This window comes from Oceanobacillus sp. AG (assembly GCF_009746545.1).
GTDB lineage: Bacteria > Bacillota > Bacilli > Bacillales > Amphibacillaceae > Oceanobacillus > Oceanobacillus indicireducens.
Map to the genome: position 1 here is coordinate 21,895 of NZ_WOWT01000018.1, position 17,605 is coordinate 39,499.

Genomic DNA, 17,605 nt, shown 5'->3' on the forward strand with positions numbered 1-17,605 from the left:
ATATCCTTTTTCTATATGAAAAGGGATATGCTTTTTTAATTGAAAATACGTCTAAATAGGAAGGTATCGCAATATCTATAAGAATACATCATGTTGTATAAGAATGGAGGTGGGATATGGATATAAATGTGAGAATATTATAAAAATGATATACTAGCACTCATAATCGTAGTGAAAAAGGAGGGTACAAAAATGAAGGAACGTTCAGAGTGGGGAACAAGGGCTGGTTTTATTTTAGCGGCAGTTGGATCGGCGATTGGTTTGGGGAATATTTGGCGGTTTCCAGCAGTAGCGTATGAAAACGGTGGTGGTGCATTTTTCATCCCGTATTTATTTGCGCTGTTAACAGCTGGGATTCCCATTCTCATTATGGAGTTCACAATGGGGCACCGCTATCGGGGTTCTGCACCGTTAACGTTCAGGAGAATGAATAAGAAAACTGAATTTATCGGTTGGTGGGGCGTGCTTGTTGCATTTATCATTTCGACTTACTACTCTGTCATTATTGCATGGGCAATTTCTTACTCCTATTTCTCATTATCTCTTGCTTGGGGGGATGATACGGGAGGGTTTTTATTCGGTGAGTATTTAAAGCTCGCTGAAAGTCCAGGTCAGATAGGAAGTATGGTTCCAGGTGTACTATTCCCGCTGCTAATTGTTTGGGCGCTTGTCTTGTTCGTGTTGTACCGCGGAGTTAGTAAAGGTATTGAACTGGCTAATCGAATTTTTATTCCAGCACTTGTCATTGTGTTTCTCATCATTGTAGTACGTGCAGTGACATTGCCTGGAGCGTTAAGTGGATTGGATGCTTTTTTTAGACCTGATTTTAGTCAATTTTTTTCTCCTGATGTTTGGATTGCTGCATACGGACAAATTTTCTTCAGTTTATCCATCGCATTTGCTATAATGATCACTTATTCCAGTTATCTATCGAGAAAATCAGACATTACGAACAATGCATTCATTGTAGGATTTGGGAATTCCGGATTTGAATTATTAGCCGGGATTGGTGTATTCGGTATTCTTGGATTTATGGCAACACAGGCCGGGGTGTCCATTGATGAAGTTGTTGATGGTGGAGTTGGACTTGCGTTTGTTGCTTTTCCAGCGATTATTAATGAGTTTCCTGCCATGAATGAACTATTTGGACTCCTGTTTTTTATATCTTTGACATTGGCTGGTTTAACCTCACTCTTATCAATTACAGAAACCTATGTTGCGGGAATGGTGGATAAATTCAATGTATCCCGGAAGAAAGCTGTCCTCTTTGGTGGAGGGGTTGCAGCGATTGTTTCCTTGCTCTATGCTTCTCAAGGCGGTTTATTCTTCCTTGATGTTGTTGATTACTTCATTAACCAATTCGGTGTTGCTTTACTTGGATTAGTGGAAGTTGTCCTGATTGCATGGATTTTACGGAAGTTGAAAACGTTTAAAGACCATGCAAACCCTATTTCAGACATTCAGCTTGGTTCGTGGTGGACGATTAGTTTAGCGGTTATTACACCAATTGTGATGGGGTATATGATGTTTGGTTTATTCAAGCAAAATCTGCTGAAATTATTTGATAATCCTACCGGGAACTATGAAGGGTATACGGATACGTTCATATTCTTTGGAGGCTGGGTTGTTGCTGCAGCAGCACTGATAATTGGGATACTACTCTCCTTGAAGAAATGGAAGGCAAACGTTGAAATTAACAAAGATGAGAACTATTATGACGACGAGGAGGCAAGATAATGAGTGCTTCAGCAATCATAGTGATGATTATTGGAATTATTATTCTTTGGGGAGGATTAGTGGCAAGTATATGGCACGCATTCCGTGATAAAGGAAAAACGAATTAAAACTAAAGAGGTTGGAGAGCAAGCGCTCTTCCAACCTCTTTAGTTTTTCGCCATCTGTTCCCATCTTCTTAAATAAGGATAAGGGTCAAAGGACCATTCTTTATAGCCGTCGTCTTTGTACATGCCGTAATGCAAATGGGGCGGGAATTTACCGGACGTACCTGGTGGGCCATATCCACTTGACCCGACACTGCCAAGAACATCACCCGGCTGTACGACTGTTCCGATTTCAATGGCATCGTTAAAGCCACTCAAATGAGCGTAATAATGATAAATATTATAAATGTCGCGTATCCCTATCCGCCAGCCGCCAAATCGGTTCCAACCCATAATTTCTACAACTCCATATGTTGTGGACTTGATCGGCGTTCCATAGTCTGCGAAAATGTCTGTACCTTCATGAATCCGAAGCCCGCCGTATCCGCGCCTATCTCCCCACGTATTCCGGTAACTGTAATTATAATTTATATCCACGGGAAAATCCCGGTCTGTCAAATTGATTTCATTAAATGTTTGGAAAACTTTGGCGGTGTTCATAATTGATTTAACCGTTAAGTCACGTTCATAAAGCTTCCATAATCCAATTTTAATATCATCCCTTGTAGGACCTTCTTGAAGCAACAACATAGCAAGTGTATAGAGAACATCTTCTTCTTGTTCAGGACTTGCCAAGCCATCGCCGTTTCCATCCAATCCGATACCATTAAATAACTTGATAATATCTGGATTTGAATTTTTCGGATAGTTTCCTATCCCATACCAGCTGTCTTCATCAAATGTAATGGAAATAAGTGGCTCATCTTCAGTAGCCGTTTCCTTATTCCGTTCGTAATTGTCAATGGCAGCGAAATAATACCAAGGTATGTGCGAGATTGCTTCCGTCTTCCGGTATAGGGCCATTCGTTCTGTATGAATTGAAGCTTCCTCCGCCTGAATTACTGACCCACTTAAGCAAAATAGGAAGAAGATAAAGCTATATATCGTGAGTCGTTTGGAGAACAAGCTTATTACCTCCAATCTTGTTCGTCATGATCTGCTTTGATTTCCTCAATAACTCGTTCGATTACTTGGAGATCGTCTTTATTATTCATCTGCTCTCTATGCAGGCTATGGATAACATCCATATGATTAGGTTCATCGGTTGTATATATTTTATAGAAACTTGGAAGTAGTGAACGAGCAGTCTTACCTGCAATCTCTGCGGCTAGATTTGCATCGAGATTATCACTTTTCTCAAAGGCTATGATAACCTCCTTATCTGTAACGAGGGAAGCTGCTTCATTGAAATTGCCGCTTTGGAGGATTGTTCTCGTAATCATATCTGCTAATTGTTCTCGATCAAAGTTGATTTCGTTGTTATCATCTTGTACAGCGAGATCCTCTTTCGTATATCTGACATAGCCCAACTTGGCCCGACGCTCTTCATTCACCGCCTCCCCACGATTATTGGGATTCAGTATTTCCAATTGTTCATTAGTGTTTTCCGTTTGGCCGCAACCACCGAGATAGAGTACGATTCCAAGCAATGCATGGATTAGAATGAATTTCTTCATGGTTTCTCTCCTTAATTCTATTTGTGATTTAGTTTGGTTTAAAGATGGGAAAACATACATGCAAATATTTCACTTCTGATGTGCATATGGTAAACTAATGGAAGGTAAAACAGGGGGTGTAACAAGTGATTGAACTAGGTGGCAAGCATTATGAGTTAGTGAAAAATATAAAAGAGGGTTTTCAGGAAGATGCAATCCGGGATCGGTATGCGGAAATATTAGGGAAATATGACTATATTGTCGGTGACTGGGGCTATGAACAGTTACGGATGAAGGGATTTTACCATGATCGGAATGCAAAAGCGCCAATTGATTCCAAGTTCAGCGCTATAGAGGATTATTTATTGGAGCATTGTAATTTTGGATGTGCTTATTTTGTCCTGAAAAAAGTTACGAAATAAATAAATGGCACGTGAAAAACTCCTTTCTCATTCTAAGAAAGGAGTCGCTGACGTTTTAATCCAATCTTTTGCACCGTCTATACCCATGATATTTCTTTTCAATAATGGAACCGAGTCTAAAAATGGCTGCTTCGTTTCCAATAGAACTGATGATTTGAATACTTACAGGCATATCGTTTTCGTCTTTACCGACGGGCAATGTAAGGGATGGGAGACCCCATACATTTGCATAAGCGATATATGGCATATAGTCCAAAAACGTTTTACGAATGGAGAAAATCTCTTTAAATACTTGCCCATGTATTGGAGCAGCAGTATGATAAACAGGAAAAATAAGTAGTCGATTGTTTAAATAATCATTTAACCATTCATCACCGCGGAGAATAATATCGTTTATTTCCCGAGCTCGTTTTTTCGATGGTTTGAACATTTTCGAACCAAGTATTGCCCAGGATAGATAAGGGTGCATCTTTGTTCTGTTCGTCAATCGTTCTTTTAAATAGGAACGGATGAGAGGTGAACGGTCATTACTGAAAGCCTCCTTCTCGACAGCAGCACTTCCATCGATGGACATAATCTCCTGCCAAAGTTGCGCACTTTCATCAAATAGTGGTGGCGCACCACGTTTCGTCTGAATTAATTGAATGAGGAAATCCTCTATTCCCCGTATTATATTTTTGGTACTTTTCGCTAACGGGTAGGTCGTCTGTTCGACTAATATCTCAACTTTGTATTCATTTAGAAAGACTGGTTTCGGATTCGTGCCAGTTAGAATCCTGTTCATCAGTTCCATATCCCTCACAGATTTCCCCATTGGACCGATCCCGAGCATTCTTTGCTGCAATGGATGGGTTGGTTCTGGATAATGACCTTCGACAGTGACTTGGTGCATTCCAGGTTTAAAACCGACGACACCATTGAAATGGGATGGAAAACGGATCGACCCACCGATGTCAGAGGCGATTCCCACTGCAGCTCCACCTGCTGCAAGCAAAGCACCTTCACCGCCACTTGAACCTCCAGCAGTCCGGTTGATATCCCATGGGTTATTCGTCCGTCCATAAAGCTTATTATCGGTTTCCTGGCAATAGGAAAGGGCTGGGGTATTTGTTTTGCCTAAAATAATGGCACCTTCCTTGCGCAGTTTCGTAATCGCTTTCGCATCATCCCGAGAAATTAAATCTTGACGATGTTCAAGGCATCCCGTCGTTTTCATGTTGGTAACATGGAATGCTTCCTTCACACTGATCGGTACTCCAGCAAGCTTTCCGGTTATTCTTCCCCCCATGCTCTTTGTTTCATCAAATTGTTTTGCCTCAGCAATTGCTTTCTCGAAGCGATCTTCTACTAGTGCGTTAATGGGAGGGTTTACTTTTTTGATATGATTGATGTAAGTTGTTACGACCTCTTCACTTGTCCAAGTTCCATTTCTTAACATTTCGGCAAGTGCGGTCGCATCTAAATCCAATATCGCAGTAGATATTTTCATTTCCCCCTCTGTTAAGTATGTATTCCTCCACTTTCAGCAACCAATACCTTTTATCAAACATCAGAAAACCAGCGCCATTACTTTCATTCAGCGTAAGTATTTTGCGCATTCATTTTATTGGCGTTCTAATTACCGTTCAGTTGCCCGGCGGACGGATGCTTTCCACGGGCACGGCCTCAGCCTCCTCGGAAGAAAATCGCTTCCTGCGGGGTCTTCGGACTCGTGCTTTTCCCGTAGGAGTCACCGTCCGCCGGGCAACTGAACTCGTGCGGAAGATTATTCTTAATGGAAATTATTCCATCTTAGCGAATATTGCTCTATTGAAACGAAATTAGTGTTCCAAATTCGGTCTTCCCTGGGAGCAGTCCAGACACCTCGAGACTCCTGCGGGAGGATAGGCCTAGGTGAGACCCCGCAGCGGGCTTGCCCGCGAGGAGGCTCACCAGCCGCCCGCGGAAAGCGAGAGGTGTCTGGACTGCGGACCCCGGAAAGAGAGTTGAGGACTTACGCTGAATGAAAGTATTTGGTTGTTAAGGTGTGAAAGTTGAGTGTATTACATTAACTATAGCATTTTCCCTCCAAAATCCCAATTTATATGGTATGATTAAAGGGGAAGATAGATAATGGAGGGGCATAGCATGTATTTTGTCAACCGGAAAAAGATAAAAGAAAACTTAACATATATGGATCATTTACTTAATTTATTAGAAAATGAATCATTTGATTCACCAATCGAAAAACTTGGCAAAGAGCGAATTGTTCATATCTTAATTGAATCTACACTTGATGTTGGGAATATGATGATTGACGGATTTATTATGCGAGATCCGGGAAGTTACGAAGATATTATCGATATCCTTGTCGATGAAAAAGTAATTCCTGCCGAACACGAAGTAGCTTATAAAAATCTTATCTCGCTGAGAAAGAATCTCGTCACGGACTATGTGAATGTGAAACAAGTGCAGCTGGATGAAACGATTGCTGAGTGTCTTCCGATTCTTAACGGTTTTAGCTCACATATTCAGGCATATTTGAAGAATGAACTTGGTGTCGCAAATGCTTTCTTAAAAGAATAAGCAAAGGTGATGAAGATGAAAAAAACGACGAAGGAAAGACTCATTGTGATCTTAAAAAAGAATAAGGCAATCACGATGGATGAATTAATGAAGTTTTTCACAATTTCGGAATCCGCAGTGCGTAAACATCTTCATGAACTTGAAAACCAAGAGCTTGTTAAAAAGAAAAAGCAAAAACAAGAGATTGGTCGTCCTTATTATACATATGAGCTCACTGAAAAAGGACATGGTCAGTTTCCGAACCAATATGAACAATTACCGGTTGAATTATTACAGGATTTGGAGGAACTGCAAGGTCCTGAATCGGTGAAGGCATTGTTATATAAACGGATGGAAAGAGAACAGGGGCAATTGCTTGAGAAGCTAGATGGAAAGAGCTTTGATGAAAAGGCTCATGCCCTTGTTGAGATGCAGAACGATGCTGGCTATATGATAGAAATTGAGAAAACATCAGATGGGGATTATATATTGACGAACTATAATTGCCCAATTGTTAACATTGCTAAAGAGTACCGTCACGTCTGTTCCAATGAAAAAATAATGTATAATCATGTATTCGATGAAAGTGAAGTAAGGCCAGAAGGATATATTACAACTGGTGCCCATGTATGTAAGTGGGTTATAAAAGCACCAAAAAAAGATGATTGATCGCGCAATCATCTTTTTTATTGCAAAGAAACTAAAAATGCGGTGGTTCTAGTGATAGCCACATCCGCTCCGCACGTACTTAGCCTGTAACGGCGCTTGCGCCTTTGATTTTTCTAGTCAATTAAATTTTCGGGGTCGACGGTGGAGTGGGCGAGTCTGCTGGAGGCCGCTGCCGCGATTGCACCGACAATGTCATCAAGGAATGTGTTGACGCTGCCAGTTGAATGGTCATTCAGCTTTTTTAAAATACCTGGTTTCTGTTTGTCGATATAGCCGTAATTTGTAAGCCCGATTGATCCATAAACGTTTACAATCGAAAGGGCAATAATTTCATCAATGCCGTATAAGCTTTCGTCTGTAACGATTGTTTCAAGTAAAGGCTCGTCCAAAAGTTTTTTCTCCGCCAGAACGTCTAATTGAATACCAGTAATGACAGCATTTTGCACTTCTCGTTTGGAGAGGACACGGTTGACATTGAAGCGGCATTCATCCATCGTTAACTCGTTATGATAGCTTGACTGCAAATAATAAACGAGTTCCGCAATATCCTCGATTTTTACCCCACGTTTCTCAAGAAGCTCTCTGGCTTTCTTTTCTAAATCGCTTAACTTTACATGTTTATTCATTTTATCACCTTTTTCAAATAGTGGTTAAGTTAAGTTCTTCTTATTCATATAGTTTAAGTATACCCATATCATCATGAGGAGGATCTTAACTTGTCTTTGCGTGAGTTGTTAACTAATTATTATCAAATACATCCGGAAGAAAAATTGGTGATTGATGGAAGAACTGGCTATCTTGCGGACGGTTTCGTTTATTTTAACATGGAATCCCGGAATCTTGAAATGATTCAGATGGAACAAGCGGTACTTGCTTACTACTTAATGGAAAATGGTTTCCGACATATCGCGCTACCTGTTAAAAATATGAAAGAAGAATGGTTTACAGAATATAAAACGTCTACGTACTTAATTTATCAAGTGAGTGATCGAAATACGGTAAAAGAAAGCTTAGGCAGAAATTTAGCGTTATTTCATGAAACGGGTTCCGCGTATTATTATGAGCCCCAGTCCATTTCAAGTTATGGGGAATGGAAGCGCCTATGGACGGATAAGCTGAATTTATTTGAAGAACGGATAGCTCAGCTCACAACAGAGGAAACGGTATCTCCAACTATTTTTGATGTTCTACCCTATATTATAGGTATGAGTGAAAATGCTATTCAATACCTGCGGGAAACAGAAGAAAATGAAGCACGTTATACAGAAGTCGATCAAGGGACAATAGCCTTTCTCCGGTTCAATAATCAAGTGGAACGTGAAGTAATCTGGCCCGATGAGCTAGGCTTCGATCATCCTGCCAGGGATATAGCTGAGTATATCCGCAATTGTCTTTTAAGTGGACAGTCGGACAATGTATTGCATGAATTCTTTAGAGATTATCAGGCAATAAGGCCGCTATCCGTATTTAGCTGGCGACTAATTTATGCACGCTTACTTTTTCCCATTCATTTTTTTGATGCGGTGGAACCATTGATCAATGGGGAAAATAGTCAAACAGGAGAGGCTGCACTTTATAAAATGATTAAATTGCAGGAAGTATATGAGGAGCGCTTACGTAATTTTTACGAGAAAATGGAAATCGATAAGGAAGCATTTGAGCTTGTTGAGGTGGATTGGCTTTCATGAGGGTAATTATGATTTGGCATAAAAAGAAAAAAGGCAGCTGTAGTTCGCTGCCTCATTAGAATACTTGTTCAATTTCCTTAACGCCCGGAACTTCTGCCATTAAAGCACGCTCAATTCCGGCTTTTAATGTAATCGTGGAACTAGGGCAGTTACCACAAGCACCCATCAAACGGAGTAGGACAATACCGTCCTCATCCACATCTATTAATTCAACATCTCCACCATCACGGAGCAAAAATGGACGTAATTTGTTTAAAACTTCTTGTACTTGCTCATGCATGAATCACATCCCCCTTTCGTCATACTAGTAAAAAAATGGATTTGCTAATGAATCTATTGGTAATACTTAAAACTTCTATCAGTTAATTATATTGTACCTTTGCTTCTCTATTTTGTAAAATGAAAGAAACTCCCTTTTTATAAATCAAGGAGAGGTAGGAGGAGTGCCAATGAGTGAAAAAGTTAAAGTTACCATCTACGGGGCGGAACAGCTCTGTGCCAGTTGTGTAGGAGCACCAGGTTCAAAAGATACGTATGAATGGCTGCAAGCTGCAATCGGACGGAAATATGGAACAGATGCCATTTCTTATGAGTATGTCGATATAGATGAGACACAAACAGAAGAGAAGCACCAGGACTTTGTCCGTCGAATCGTTGAGGAAGATTTATTTTGGCCAATTGTATTTGTCGATGAGGACTTGGTCGCGGAGGGGATTCCCCGCTTGAAAACAATTTATCAATCATTGGAAGCAAAGGGACTCGTGCCGGTTGAGGAGATATAAACAGAACGATTGCTTAAATTATTTATCATTTGTATAATTAAAGGAAAATGAGACCGAAGGAGGTAATGCATATGTCAATTATAATAACGGATAAGGCGAGCGTTCAAATCAAAGAGATGATGCAGGATGAAGAGGAAGGGGTACGCCTTCGTTTTGGTGTGCAAGGTGGAGGCTGTAGCGGCCTTTCATACTCCTTAGGATTTGATGAAGAACTCAACGAAGAGTTAGACGTCGTGGAAGAAATAAATGGTATTCCTGTCGTCCTATTCAGCCAGGACATTCCTATTATTGAAGGGACGAAGATTGACTTTAAAGAAAACTTGATGGGTGGGGGATTCAGTATCGATAATCCCAATGCTGTACTGTCCTGTGGTTGCGGCTCATCTTTCCGTCCGAAAGAGTATGATGGACCAGTTGAAAAGTGTTAAAGGACACGAGTAGACTTTGTGTAGCGAAAGTTCCATTCTTCAACCATTTAACGCATGAAGAAATGGTTAAAATTGCTGAAAGAAGTACCCATAAGAACTATCGTAAAGGGGAAATTATTATCCATGATGGCGACCCATTGGATTACTTATACATCGTCCACCAGGGAAGAGTGAAGATTTACCAAGTTTTTGAATCTGGTAAAGAGCAATTATTACGTATCTTGGAACCTGGTGAGTTCATGGGGGAAATGGCGATTTTCACAAAGAAAGAAATGGACAGCTATGCAGAAGCGATCGAAAAGTCGGAGATCTGTGCAATCCATCGGGAAGAGATGCAGTTATTAATGAAGGAACACCCATCGATTGCACTGAAAATCTTAGAGCAATTTAGTAAGCGTTTGGACCAAACAGAGAAGCTTGTTGGAGAATTGAGTTCGAAAGATGTGGAAATGCGGATTGCTACGTATTTAGTAGAACTCGTGGAAAAAAATAAGCAGCTGGACATTGTGCTCCCAATGAGTAAAAAAGATCTTGCGTCCTATTTAGGAACAACGCAAGAAACAGTAAGCAGACGGCTGTCTACATTTCAGACAAACAATTGGATTGTGCAAGATGGTCATCGTAAAATAAAAATAATGGACTTAGAAGCACTGAAACAAGTTGCAGTACTAGAATAGAAAAAGGAGCCTACTTCATATAGGAATAGGCTCCGATTTTTATTTAGAAAATAGCCATGTCGGTGGAGTGTCTTGGTTGAACGCGTGCTTTTGGGTCCATATAGCGCATGGCGTTGTTGACTGCCGTAGGTCCCTCACCAAAGCCGGTCACAATCAATTTAACTTTACCATCGTAGGTTGTCACATCTCCAGCAGCATAAATGCCTGGAATATTTGTTTCCATTTTTGTGTTGACGACAATGCTATTCTTCTCGATTTCCAGTCCCCAGTCTTTAATTGGACCGAGGGAAGAAATGAACCCGTAATTACAAATGAGCTCATCCACATCAAGGGTGATTTTACTTTCTCCGCGCACTTCCTGAAGTGTTAGTGAATTGATCCGGTCAGTCGCTGTTATTTCTTGTGCTGCATATGGAGTAATGACTTCAACCGCTGAATTTTTTAGCTGTTCTACACTCGCTTCGTGGGCGCGGAATTGATCTCTGCGGTGGACGAGCGTTACGCTTTTTGCGGATTTCTCGAGCATCAGGCTCCAATCGAGGGCGGAGTCTCCACCACCAAGGATGACGACGTTTTTATCCTTGAAATGGTTCATATCGGTAACATGATAATGCAAGTTAATTCCTTCGAAGTCCTCACTATTATCAATATTTAAACGTCTCGGAGTAAATGCACCGTTTCCAGCTGTAATAATAATTGTTTTCGTATAGTGAACGTCACCGCCCTTACTGACGAGCTTGAAGCTATCATTTGCCAATCGTTCGACTGTTTCAATTTGCTGGTCAAGAATGATTGCTGGATCAAAGAATTTCGCTTGCTCTTCTAAATTATCGATGAGATCAACTGCCTTAATCTTTGGGAAACCAGCGACATCATATATATATTTCTCCGGATAAAGGGCTGCAAGCTGTCCACCGATTTGTGGTAAACTTTCAATAATCTTTACTTTCGCTTGACGCATTCCACCATAAAAAGCAGTAAACAAACCTGCTGGTCCGGCACCTATTATTGTTATATCATAAAGTTCTTCAGACAACAGAATTCCCTCTCTCTGTACTATAATTATCAACAATCTAATCCTACCATAAAACGAAACCGAATCGTTACTATCTAGCTCATGAACAAAAGGAAAAATGGTTTATTTCGCGGATGAATAATTCTATTGTAACAAACGTGTAACATTTATATTTTATTTTCATTACAATTGTGTTATAATCTTATGATGTAATTCGTATATACGTAGCCAATCTGTTAACAAGTTCTATACAGAAATTTTAAGTAAATCTAAGGCTGATGGAGTGTTTTAAAAAGATGTATAAACCACATATCGTAATTTTAGGAGCGGGATATAGTGGTCTTATGACCGCTACTAAATTACAGAAATTATTACGCCGGAATGAAGCGGATATTACGCTCGTGAATAAACATGATTACCATTATCAAACGACTTGGCTTCATGAAACGGCGGTAGGATCATTAAAGCCGGAGCGAACAATGATTCCAATTCGTGACATCATCAATCAAGATAAGATAAACTTTGTAATCGATGAAGTAACAATGATTGATGAGAAAAATAAGAAGGTGAAGCTTCTAAACCAGGAGCTTTCTTATGATATCCTCGTCGTTGGGCTGGGATTTGAAGCTGAAGCTATCACAAATCCGAATTTAAATGAAAATATTTTTCCGATTGGAAATTTAAATAATGCAAGAGTCTTGAGAGAACATTTGGAATATAACTTTGCCAAGTATGCGAACGAAGAAGAGAAGAATGCTGCACGGATTAATATTGTTATTGCAGGTGGAGGATTTACCGGAATTGAATATGCCGGTGAACTCGCTGACCGGATTCCAGAGCTCGGCAGTGAGTATGATGTGGAACGAACGCAGGTCCGCATCATTATAGTAGAATGTGAATCTACTATTCTACCAGGATGCAAGCAAGAATTTGTGAATTATGCAATGAACTCTCTTGAATCTCGTGGTGTCGAATTTATAATGGACGCTAAAATTGTCGAATCGAAACAAGATTGTGTTGTCTATGAAAAGGAAGGAAAGCGTGTCGAAATCCCAGCAAAGACAATCGTCTGGACTGCTGGTGTCCGTGGTAATTCATTGCTTGAAAAATCAAGTATCCCGACTGTTAATGGAAAAGTAGAGGTCAAAAGCGATTTACGCGTTCCGGGTTATGACGATGTCTATATCCTAGGTGACTGTGCACTGATTACGAATCCAGAAACAGGAAGGCCATACCCAGCGAATGCGGAAACGGCAATTGCTTCTGCTGGAATTGCAGCTCGGAATATTAAAGCGCAGATTAATAAAAAAGCATTATTACACTTTCGATCCAGAAAGAAGGCGATCATTGCTTCACTCGGCTCATCCGACGGTGTTGCCATATCATTAAACGGTCGGCAGCATTTCGGGTGGAGAGCGACAATTATGAAGAAACTTTCTTTAAATCGATATTTGCTCCAATTAGGAGGAATCCATCTATTAATGAAGAGAGGCAGATTTAATTTCTTCCATATGTAAAGCAAAGGCTATATGTCTTTGCTTTTCTTTCTATTTATTATAAAATAAGCGTGGGTGTTATCTAACGAAGCGAAGGGAGTTACATCATTGATACAGCTAGTAGTTTCCATTATGTTATATTTCGTCATTTTCTTTGGTATCGCTTTTATTTTAAATATGCTTTTAAGAAGAACTTGGCTTATGTCCATTCTATATCCAATTGTTGCCATAATGATTATAGATGGCATTTCTACTTTTGATTATTTTACGAACACTGCGGAATCTTTTAAACTATTAGGAGATACACTTGCTGCTTTAAAAATTGCTGACTATGTTATTATGGGAGCCGGTTTTCTCGGTACAATAGTTTCCGGATTTACAATTCGTATTTTAAGAAGAAGTGGATACCAAATGTTTTAATGATTATAACTGGATAAAAACCACAGTCCATGTGCACTGTGGTTTTTAGGATATTGTATAATGCAGTGCCTCATCCTAATTAGGGGCTGCAAAATGGGAAATGTGGAATGAACGGGAAATTCGCATCATGAGTTAGAAGATGTAAACAAAGAGCTACTGCATTTCTCTGAAAAAGAAATTTAGCTTTTTTAATATATCTTTTATTAGCCTTAGTTTGTATAATTTTTGTTATAATAAGATTAAGCTTTTAAAAAATATACCCTTGAATGAAAGTGCTTTCACTCATTAAGAGGTAAATACTTCATAGGGAAAGACAGACAAAGGAGAATGAACAATGGTTAACTTAACTCGAGACTTTTTCATTGCTTTATCGAACAATCAATTTCTGAATGACAATGCCAAAAGGTGGGGATTCCGACTAGGTGCAGAGAAATTTGTAGCTGGTACAGATTTGCCTCAGGCCGCTGAAAAGGTCAAGGAATTGAATGAGCGCGGTATTGCCGTGACGCTCGACAATCTAGGGGAGTTTGTTAATGATAGGACTGAAGCCGAAGCGGCAAAAAATCAAATCCTCGAAGTAATTGAATATATTCATGAGGAGAGACTTAACGGTCATTTATCCGTAAAATTAACCCAGGTCGGCCTTGATATTGATAAAGAATTTTGCATGGACAACATGCGGGAGATTCTTACTAAAGCGAGTGAATATGATATTTTTGTAAATATTGATATGGAGAAATATATTCATTACCAGCCGACATTAGATATTGTAAAGGAACTTCATAAAGACTATGAAAATGTCGGAACGGTCATGCAGACTTATTTATACCGCACAATGGATGATTTAAAGGATCTTGAAGATGTGCGGCTAAGGATTGTAAAGGGAGCTTATAAAGAGTCTGAAGAAGTAGCCTTCCAAGAAAAAGAAGATATTGATGCGAATTTCATGGAAGCGGTAAAAATAAGATTGCAAGGGAATGCGTTTACATCGATCGCGACGCATGATCATAATTTGATAGAAAACATCAAAAAATATGTGGAAGAGCATCAGATTGATAAGAGAAAATTTGAATTTCAAATGCTTTACGGCTTCCGTGTAGAGATGCAATATGCATTGGCCGAAGAAGGTTATAATTTCTGTACGTATATTCCGTTTGGTGATGATTGGTATGGTTATTTTATGCGCCGGCTAGCGGAGCGCCCGCAAAATATAAATCTCGTACTTAAAGATACCTTTTATACAGAAGATAACAGACTGAAGACAGGGGCGGTCGTTGCTGGGGCAGCTGGGATTGCAACACTTGGATTTATTGCCGGCAGAAAGAGTCGCAAAAACAAATAGAAATAACAATTTTTGTCTTTTTTTAGATAACTGGCTATAAAATGGGAGGAATACATTATAGTTTCATAAAAGGGGAGAGATGAATGTCTGATTATACGTATCAGCTATTAGCCATCATTATATATTTTATCGGGATGATTATGATTGGATTGATGGGTTTCCGAAAGACGAAAAACTTAGATGATTACATGCTTGGCGGCCGCCAGCTCGGTCCGTTAGCGTCAGCGCTTAGTGCTGGTGCTTCCGATATGTCCCAGTGGCTCTTGATGGGACTTCCTGGGGCACTTTATGTAGCCGGTCTTGTGGAAATCTGGATGCCAATTGGTTTAGCTGCAGGTACCTGGTTAAACTGGAAGATTGTCGCACCAAGACTACGGACTTACACGCAAGTGGCGAATAATTCGATAACCATTCCGAGTTTTCTGGACAACCGTTTCAAACGAAATGCGAAAGTTTTACGGGTTGTTTCTGGAATCGTGATTCTGCTCTATTTTACTTTTTATGTTTCTTCTGGGATGGTTGCCGGAGGAGTGTTTTTCCAGAGTGCATTCGGCTATGACTATACGACCGGATTATTGATTGTTGGCGGGGTCACCATTCTCTACACATTCATTGGCGGATTTCTAGCGGTAAGTTACACAGATGTTGTACAAGGAACGATGATGTTCTTAGCACTGCTTCTTGTTCCAATCTTTGGTATCTTTGCAACGGGCGGCTTAAGAGAAACAGCATCGAGTGCGATGGCGTTCAACCCGGATGTCTTTAATTTGTTTTCTACAGCTACCTTTGCCGGTGTCGTGTCCCTGCTGGCTTGGGGTCTCGGTTATTTCGGACAGCCACATATTATTATTAGGTTTATGGCAATTAAATCTGCGCAAGAAACAAGAACAGCGCGTCGAATAGGTTTTGGTTGGGTTGTTCTATCACTTGGCGGGGCAATAGCTACAGGTCTCGTCGGTGCTGCATACTTCCAGCAGAATGTAGATGTTACATTATCAAATTCGGAAGCCGTTTTTCTTATTTTAGGTCAAATCCTCTTCCATCCGTTTATTGCTGGAATGATGCTTGCTGCGGTGCTTGCAGCGATTATGAGTACCGTATCCTCGCAATTACTTGTATCTTCATCTGCACTTGTAGAGGATATATATAAGGTCGTATTCAAGAAGGAAGCAAGCCAAAAGTTCTATGTTAATTTAGGAAGAATTGCAGTGCTGTTTATAGCGCTTATCGCAATCTACTTTGCGTGGGAACAAAACGATACGATTCTAAGCTTGGTTGCCTTCGCATGGGCAGGGTTTGGATCATCCTTTGGACCGGTTATTCTTTTATCCTTGTATTGGAAGAAGTTCACTAGTGCTGGTGCGCTTTGGGCAATGGTCGTAGGGGCAATCACGGTCTTTGTCTGGGGTAATTCAAAAGTTTTATCCGGCTTTCTATATGAAATCGTTCCAGGATTCACCCTTGCTATGATTGTTGCGATAGTAGTAAGTCGAATAACATATAAGCATAATCCTGAAATTGAGGCGGAATTTGACGAAGCAGTGGCACTAGCTAAGCAATCAAATGATTAACAATCTAACTTTTACAGCCTAAAACAGCTAGGTAGGTTTGGAGTTCGATAAAATCGCGGATTCGTTCATTCAGCGTAAGTGTTTTGCTCGTTTATTTAATTTAGCGCTCTAATCGCCGTTCAGTTTCCCGGCGGACGGATGCTTTCCGCGGGCTCCGCGCTGAGCCTCCTCGGAAGAAAGGCACTTCCTGCGGGGTCTCATCGTCTCCGCTTTCCCGCAGGAGTCACCGTCCTCCGGGAAACTGAACTGGTAGGGATGATTATTATGAATGGAAACTATCACCCTAAGATCAGCGTTCTATTCCTAAAATGAAAAATAGTGTTCCAAATTTGGCTTTCCCCTCGGAGCAGTCCAGACACCTCGAGACTCCTGCGGGAGGCCGGCTAAGTACGGTCACGTCCTGTGACCAATGCCGGCATTAGAACCTCCTGTTCGTCGATAGGCCTGGCGAGACCCCACAGGGCGTTAGCCCGCGGAGGCTTGCCGGCCGCCCGCGGAAAGCGAGAGGTGTCTGGACTGCGAACCTCCAGATGAAAGTTGCACACACTTACGCTGAATGAAAGGAATTCGAGTCTCTATAAAAAAACATGATTATGTTTAAATATTTATGTTCTGGGATAAGATTAGACTGCTTTGATTTTTTTGATTCGTTAGTTAAGTTAATAATTAGTAAAGAGTGATTGTATGAGGAAGACGAATGTTCATCGTTTGCTTGATAAGGAAAAAATTGCTTATCAGATCCATGAGTATGCTTGGAAGGAAGATAGCCTTGATGCGGAAACTGCAGCAAGTCAAACGAATATTCCGCTTGATAAGGTGTTTAAAACACTCGTAACGGTCGGAGATAAAACTGGACCAGTCGTTGTTGTTATTCGTGCACAAGATGAACTGAACTTGAAAAAACTTGCCAAAGTAAGTGGTAATAAAAAGATTGACATGCTTCCAATGAAAGATTTGGAGAAGACGACAGGGTATATACGGGGCGGTTGTTCACCGATTGGTATGAAGAAAAGCTATCCGACATACATTGATTCCTATGCAGAAGGCTTAGAATATCTCGTCATTTCAGCGGGGAAACGCGGTTCCCAAGTCGAACTCTCTCCAGCAGATCTAAAAGAAATGACCAAAGCGGCGTATGCTGACCTACGAGCAGAATAATTTAGAAAAAACGGTCC

General features: G+C 40.5%; 21 protein-coding genes. 15 read left to right on the forward strand and 6 right to left on the reverse strand.

Features of this window, described 5'->3' with window-relative positions:
• The first annotated feature begins 192 nt into the window (after window positions 1-192).
• Both GN217_RS10830 and GN217_RS10835 read left to right on the forward strand, forming a co-directional pair.
• Entirely contained in the window at window positions 193-1,737 is a 1,545-nt protein-coding gene (locus GN217_RS10830; protein ID WP_156856701.1) for a sodium-dependent transporter, read from the forward strand.
• Window positions 1,737-1,844 (forward strand): methionine/alanine import family NSS transporter small subunit, encoded by a 108-nt coding sequence (locus GN217_RS10835; RefSeq protein ID WP_156856702.1) that lies wholly within the window; start codon window positions 1,737-1,739, stop codon window positions 1,842-1,844. Before GN217_RS10830 ends, GN217_RS10835 begins: the two co-directional genes overlap by 1 nt.
• Window positions 1,845-1,883: 39 nt before the next feature.
• On the opposite strand, the gene GN217_RS10840 is transcribed toward GN217_RS10835, so the two are convergent.
• Together GN217_RS10840 and GN217_RS10845 are read right to left on the reverse strand one after the other, a co-directional pair.
• Window positions 1,884-2,846, reverse strand: a complete 963-nt coding sequence (locus tag GN217_RS10840) for a M23 family metallopeptidase (protein ID WP_232334408.1) — start codon at window positions 2,844-2,846, stop codon at window positions 1,884-1,886.
• A 5-nt stretch (window positions 2,847-2,851) separates the two neighbouring features.
• Window positions 2,852-3,397, reverse strand: coding sequence for a YhcN/YlaJ family sporulation lipoprotein (locus GN217_RS10845; RefSeq protein WP_198042638.1), 546 nt, complete (start codon window positions 3,395-3,397; stop codon window positions 2,852-2,854).
• A gap of 125 nt (window positions 3,398-3,522) precedes the next feature.
• Between GN217_RS10845 and GN217_RS10850 the strand changes: the two genes are divergently transcribed.
• Window positions 3,523-3,798 (forward strand): YutD family protein, encoded by a 276-nt coding sequence (locus GN217_RS10850; RefSeq protein ID WP_156856704.1) that lies wholly within the window; start codon window positions 3,523-3,525, stop codon window positions 3,796-3,798.
• Between the two features lie 55 nt (window positions 3,799-3,853).
• Here GN217_RS10850 and GN217_RS10855 read toward each other — a convergent pair whose 3' ends face one another.
• Window positions 3,854-5,287 carry an amidase gene (locus tag GN217_RS10855; protein WP_156856705.1) on the reverse strand — a complete coding sequence of 478 codons (1,434 nt, stop codon included), beginning with the start codon at window positions 5,285-5,287 and terminating at the stop codon, window positions 3,854-3,856.
• Between the two features lie 101 nt (window positions 5,288-5,388).
• Here GN217_RS10855 and GN217_RS10860 point away from each other — a divergent pair, with 101 nt between their 5' ends.
• From GN217_RS10860 to GN217_RS10870, 3 genes are all read left to right on the forward strand, one after another.
• Window positions 5,389-5,622 carry a hypothetical protein gene (locus GN217_RS10860; RefSeq protein WP_156856706.1) on the forward strand — a complete coding sequence of 78 codons (234 nt, stop codon included), beginning with the start codon at window positions 5,389-5,391 and terminating at the stop codon, window positions 5,620-5,622.
• A gap of 303 nt (window positions 5,623-5,925) precedes the next feature.
• Window positions 5,926-6,363: a DUF86 domain-containing protein gene (locus GN217_RS10865; RefSeq protein ID WP_156856707.1), complete on the forward strand. Its 438-nt coding sequence runs from the start codon at window positions 5,926-5,928 to the stop codon at window positions 6,361-6,363.
• 9 nt (window positions 6,364-6,372) lie between these two features.
• Window positions 6,373-7,011: a helix-turn-helix transcriptional regulator gene (locus GN217_RS10870; RefSeq protein ID WP_156856708.1), complete on the forward strand. Its 639-nt coding sequence runs from the start codon at window positions 6,373-6,375 to the stop codon at window positions 7,009-7,011.
• Between the two features lie 113 nt (window positions 7,012-7,124).
• Here GN217_RS10870 and GN217_RS10875 read toward each other — a convergent pair whose 3' ends face one another.
• Window positions 7,125-7,637, reverse strand: a complete 513-nt coding sequence (locus GN217_RS10875) for a phosphatidylglycerophosphatase A family protein (RefSeq protein ID WP_156856709.1) — start codon at window positions 7,635-7,637, stop codon at window positions 7,125-7,127.
• 90 nt (window positions 7,638-7,727) lie between these two features.
• Here GN217_RS10875 and GN217_RS10880 point away from each other — a divergent pair, with 90 nt between their 5' ends.
• Complete coding sequence (locus tag GN217_RS10880) at window positions 7,728-8,699, forward strand: protein kinase family protein (protein WP_156856710.1); 972 nt, start codon at window positions 7,728-7,730, stop codon at window positions 8,697-8,699.
• A 55-nt stretch (window positions 8,700-8,754) separates the two neighbouring features.
• Here GN217_RS10880 and GN217_RS10885 read toward each other — a convergent pair whose 3' ends face one another.
• Window positions 8,755-8,979 (reverse strand): NifU family protein, encoded by a 225-nt coding sequence (locus tag GN217_RS10885; protein ID WP_156856711.1) that lies wholly within the window; start codon window positions 8,977-8,979, stop codon window positions 8,755-8,757.
• Window positions 8,980-9,148: 169 nt separating this feature from the next.
• Here GN217_RS10885 and GN217_RS10890 point away from each other — a divergent pair, with 169 nt between their 5' ends.
• From GN217_RS10890 to GN217_RS10900, 3 genes are all read left to right on the forward strand, one after another.
• Window positions 9,149-9,481, forward strand: a complete 333-nt coding sequence (locus GN217_RS10890) for a YuzD family protein (protein WP_156856712.1) — start codon at window positions 9,149-9,151, stop codon at window positions 9,479-9,481.
• A 71-nt stretch (window positions 9,482-9,552) separates the two neighbouring features.
• Complete coding sequence (locus GN217_RS10895; RefSeq protein WP_156856713.1) at window positions 9,553-9,909, forward strand: HesB/IscA family protein; 357 nt, start codon at window positions 9,553-9,555, stop codon at window positions 9,907-9,909.
• Entirely contained in the window at window positions 9,903-10,586 is a 684-nt protein-coding gene (locus tag GN217_RS10900) for a Crp/Fnr family transcriptional regulator (RefSeq protein ID WP_232334409.1), read from the forward strand. The genes GN217_RS10895 and GN217_RS10900 overlap by 7 nt, the downstream gene beginning before the upstream one ends.
• A 43-nt stretch (window positions 10,587-10,629) precedes the next feature.
• On the opposite strand, the gene GN217_RS10905 is transcribed toward GN217_RS10900, so the two are convergent.
• Complete coding sequence (locus GN217_RS10905; protein WP_156856714.1) at window positions 10,630-11,622, reverse strand: NAD(P)/FAD-dependent oxidoreductase; 993 nt, start codon at window positions 11,620-11,622, stop codon at window positions 10,630-10,632.
• Between the two features lie 275 nt (window positions 11,623-11,897).
• On the opposite strand from GN217_RS10905, the gene GN217_RS10910 reads away from it, so the two are divergent.
• The 5 genes from GN217_RS10910 to ybaK all read left to right on the forward strand — a co-directional run bounded on the left by GN217_RS10910 (window position 11,898) and on the right by ybaK (window position 17,588).
• Window positions 11,898-13,118 (forward strand): NAD(P)/FAD-dependent oxidoreductase, encoded by a 1,221-nt coding sequence (locus GN217_RS10910; protein ID WP_156856715.1) that lies wholly within the window; start codon window positions 11,898-11,900, stop codon window positions 13,116-13,118.
• A gap of 87 nt (window positions 13,119-13,205) precedes the next feature.
• Window positions 13,206-13,517, forward strand: coding sequence for a YuiB family protein (locus GN217_RS10915; RefSeq protein ID WP_156856716.1), 312 nt, complete (start codon window positions 13,206-13,208; stop codon window positions 13,515-13,517).
• 334 nt (window positions 13,518-13,851) lie between these two features.
• On the forward strand, window positions 13,852-14,859 hold the full coding sequence (locus GN217_RS10920) for a proline dehydrogenase family protein (protein ID WP_156856717.1): 1,008 nt from the start codon (window positions 13,852-13,854) through the stop codon (window positions 14,857-14,859).
• Between the two features lie 83 nt (window positions 14,860-14,942).
• Entirely contained in the window at window positions 14,943-16,430 is a 1,488-nt protein-coding gene (putP, locus tag GN217_RS10925; RefSeq protein WP_156856718.1) for a sodium/proline symporter PutP, read from the forward strand.
• Between the two features lie 684 nt (window positions 16,431-17,114).
• A complete protein-coding gene (gene ybaK / locus GN217_RS10930) occupies window positions 17,115-17,588 on the forward strand; it encodes a Cys-tRNA(Pro) deacylase (protein ID WP_156856719.1) in 474 nt (157 codons plus the stop codon).
• Window positions 17,589-17,605: the final 17 nt, after the last annotated feature.

Bases quoted from the DNA above. Each gene is read 5' to 3' on its own strand.
- GN217_RS10870 (WP_156856708.1), top strand. From the start codon at position 6,373: ATGAAGATGAAAAAAACGACGAAGGAAAGACTCATTGTGATCTTAAAA.
- GN217_RS10885 (WP_156856711.1), bottom strand. From the start codon at position 8,979: ATGCATGAGCAAGTACAAGAAGTTTTAAACAAATTACGTCCATTTTTG.
- GN217_RS10855 (WP_156856705.1), bottom strand. From the start codon at position 5,287: ATGAAAATATCTACTGCGATATTGGATTTAGATGCGACCGCACTTGCC.
- GN217_RS10830 (WP_156856701.1), top strand. From the start codon at position 193: ATGAAGGAACGTTCAGAGTGGGGAACAAGGGCTGGTTTTATTTTAGCG.
- GN217_RS10890 (WP_156856712.1), top strand. From the start codon at position 9,149: ATGAGTGAAAAAGTTAAAGTTACCATCTACGGGGCGGAACAGCTCTGT.
- GN217_RS10875 (WP_156856709.1), bottom strand. From the start codon at position 7,637: ATGAATAAACATGTAAAGTTAAGCGATTTAGAAAAGAAAGCCAGAGAG.
- GN217_RS10835 (WP_156856702.1), top strand. From the start codon at position 1,737: ATGAGTGCTTCAGCAATCATAGTGATGATTATTGGAATTATTATTCTT.
- GN217_RS10920 (WP_156856717.1), top strand. From the start codon at position 13,852: ATGGTTAACTTAACTCGAGACTTTTTCATTGCTTTATCGAACAATCAA.
- GN217_RS10845 (WP_198042638.1), bottom strand. From the start codon at position 3,397: ATGAAGAAATTCATTCTAATCCATGCATTGCTTGGAATCGTACTCTAT.
- GN217_RS10910 (WP_156856715.1), top strand. From the start codon at position 11,898: ATGTATAAACCACATATCGTAATTTTAGGAGCGGGATATAGTGGTCTT.
- ybaK (WP_156856719.1), top strand. From the start codon at position 17,115: ATGAGGAAGACGAATGTTCATCGTTTGCTTGATAAGGAAAAAATTGCT.
- putP (WP_156856718.1), top strand. From the start codon at position 14,943: ATGTCTGATTATACGTATCAGCTATTAGCCATCATTATATATTTTATC.
- GN217_RS10895 (WP_156856713.1), top strand. From the start codon at position 9,553: ATGTCAATTATAATAACGGATAAGGCGAGCGTTCAAATCAAAGAGATG.
- GN217_RS10865 (WP_156856707.1), top strand. From the start codon at position 5,926: ATGTATTTTGTCAACCGGAAAAAGATAAAAGAAAACTTAACATATATG.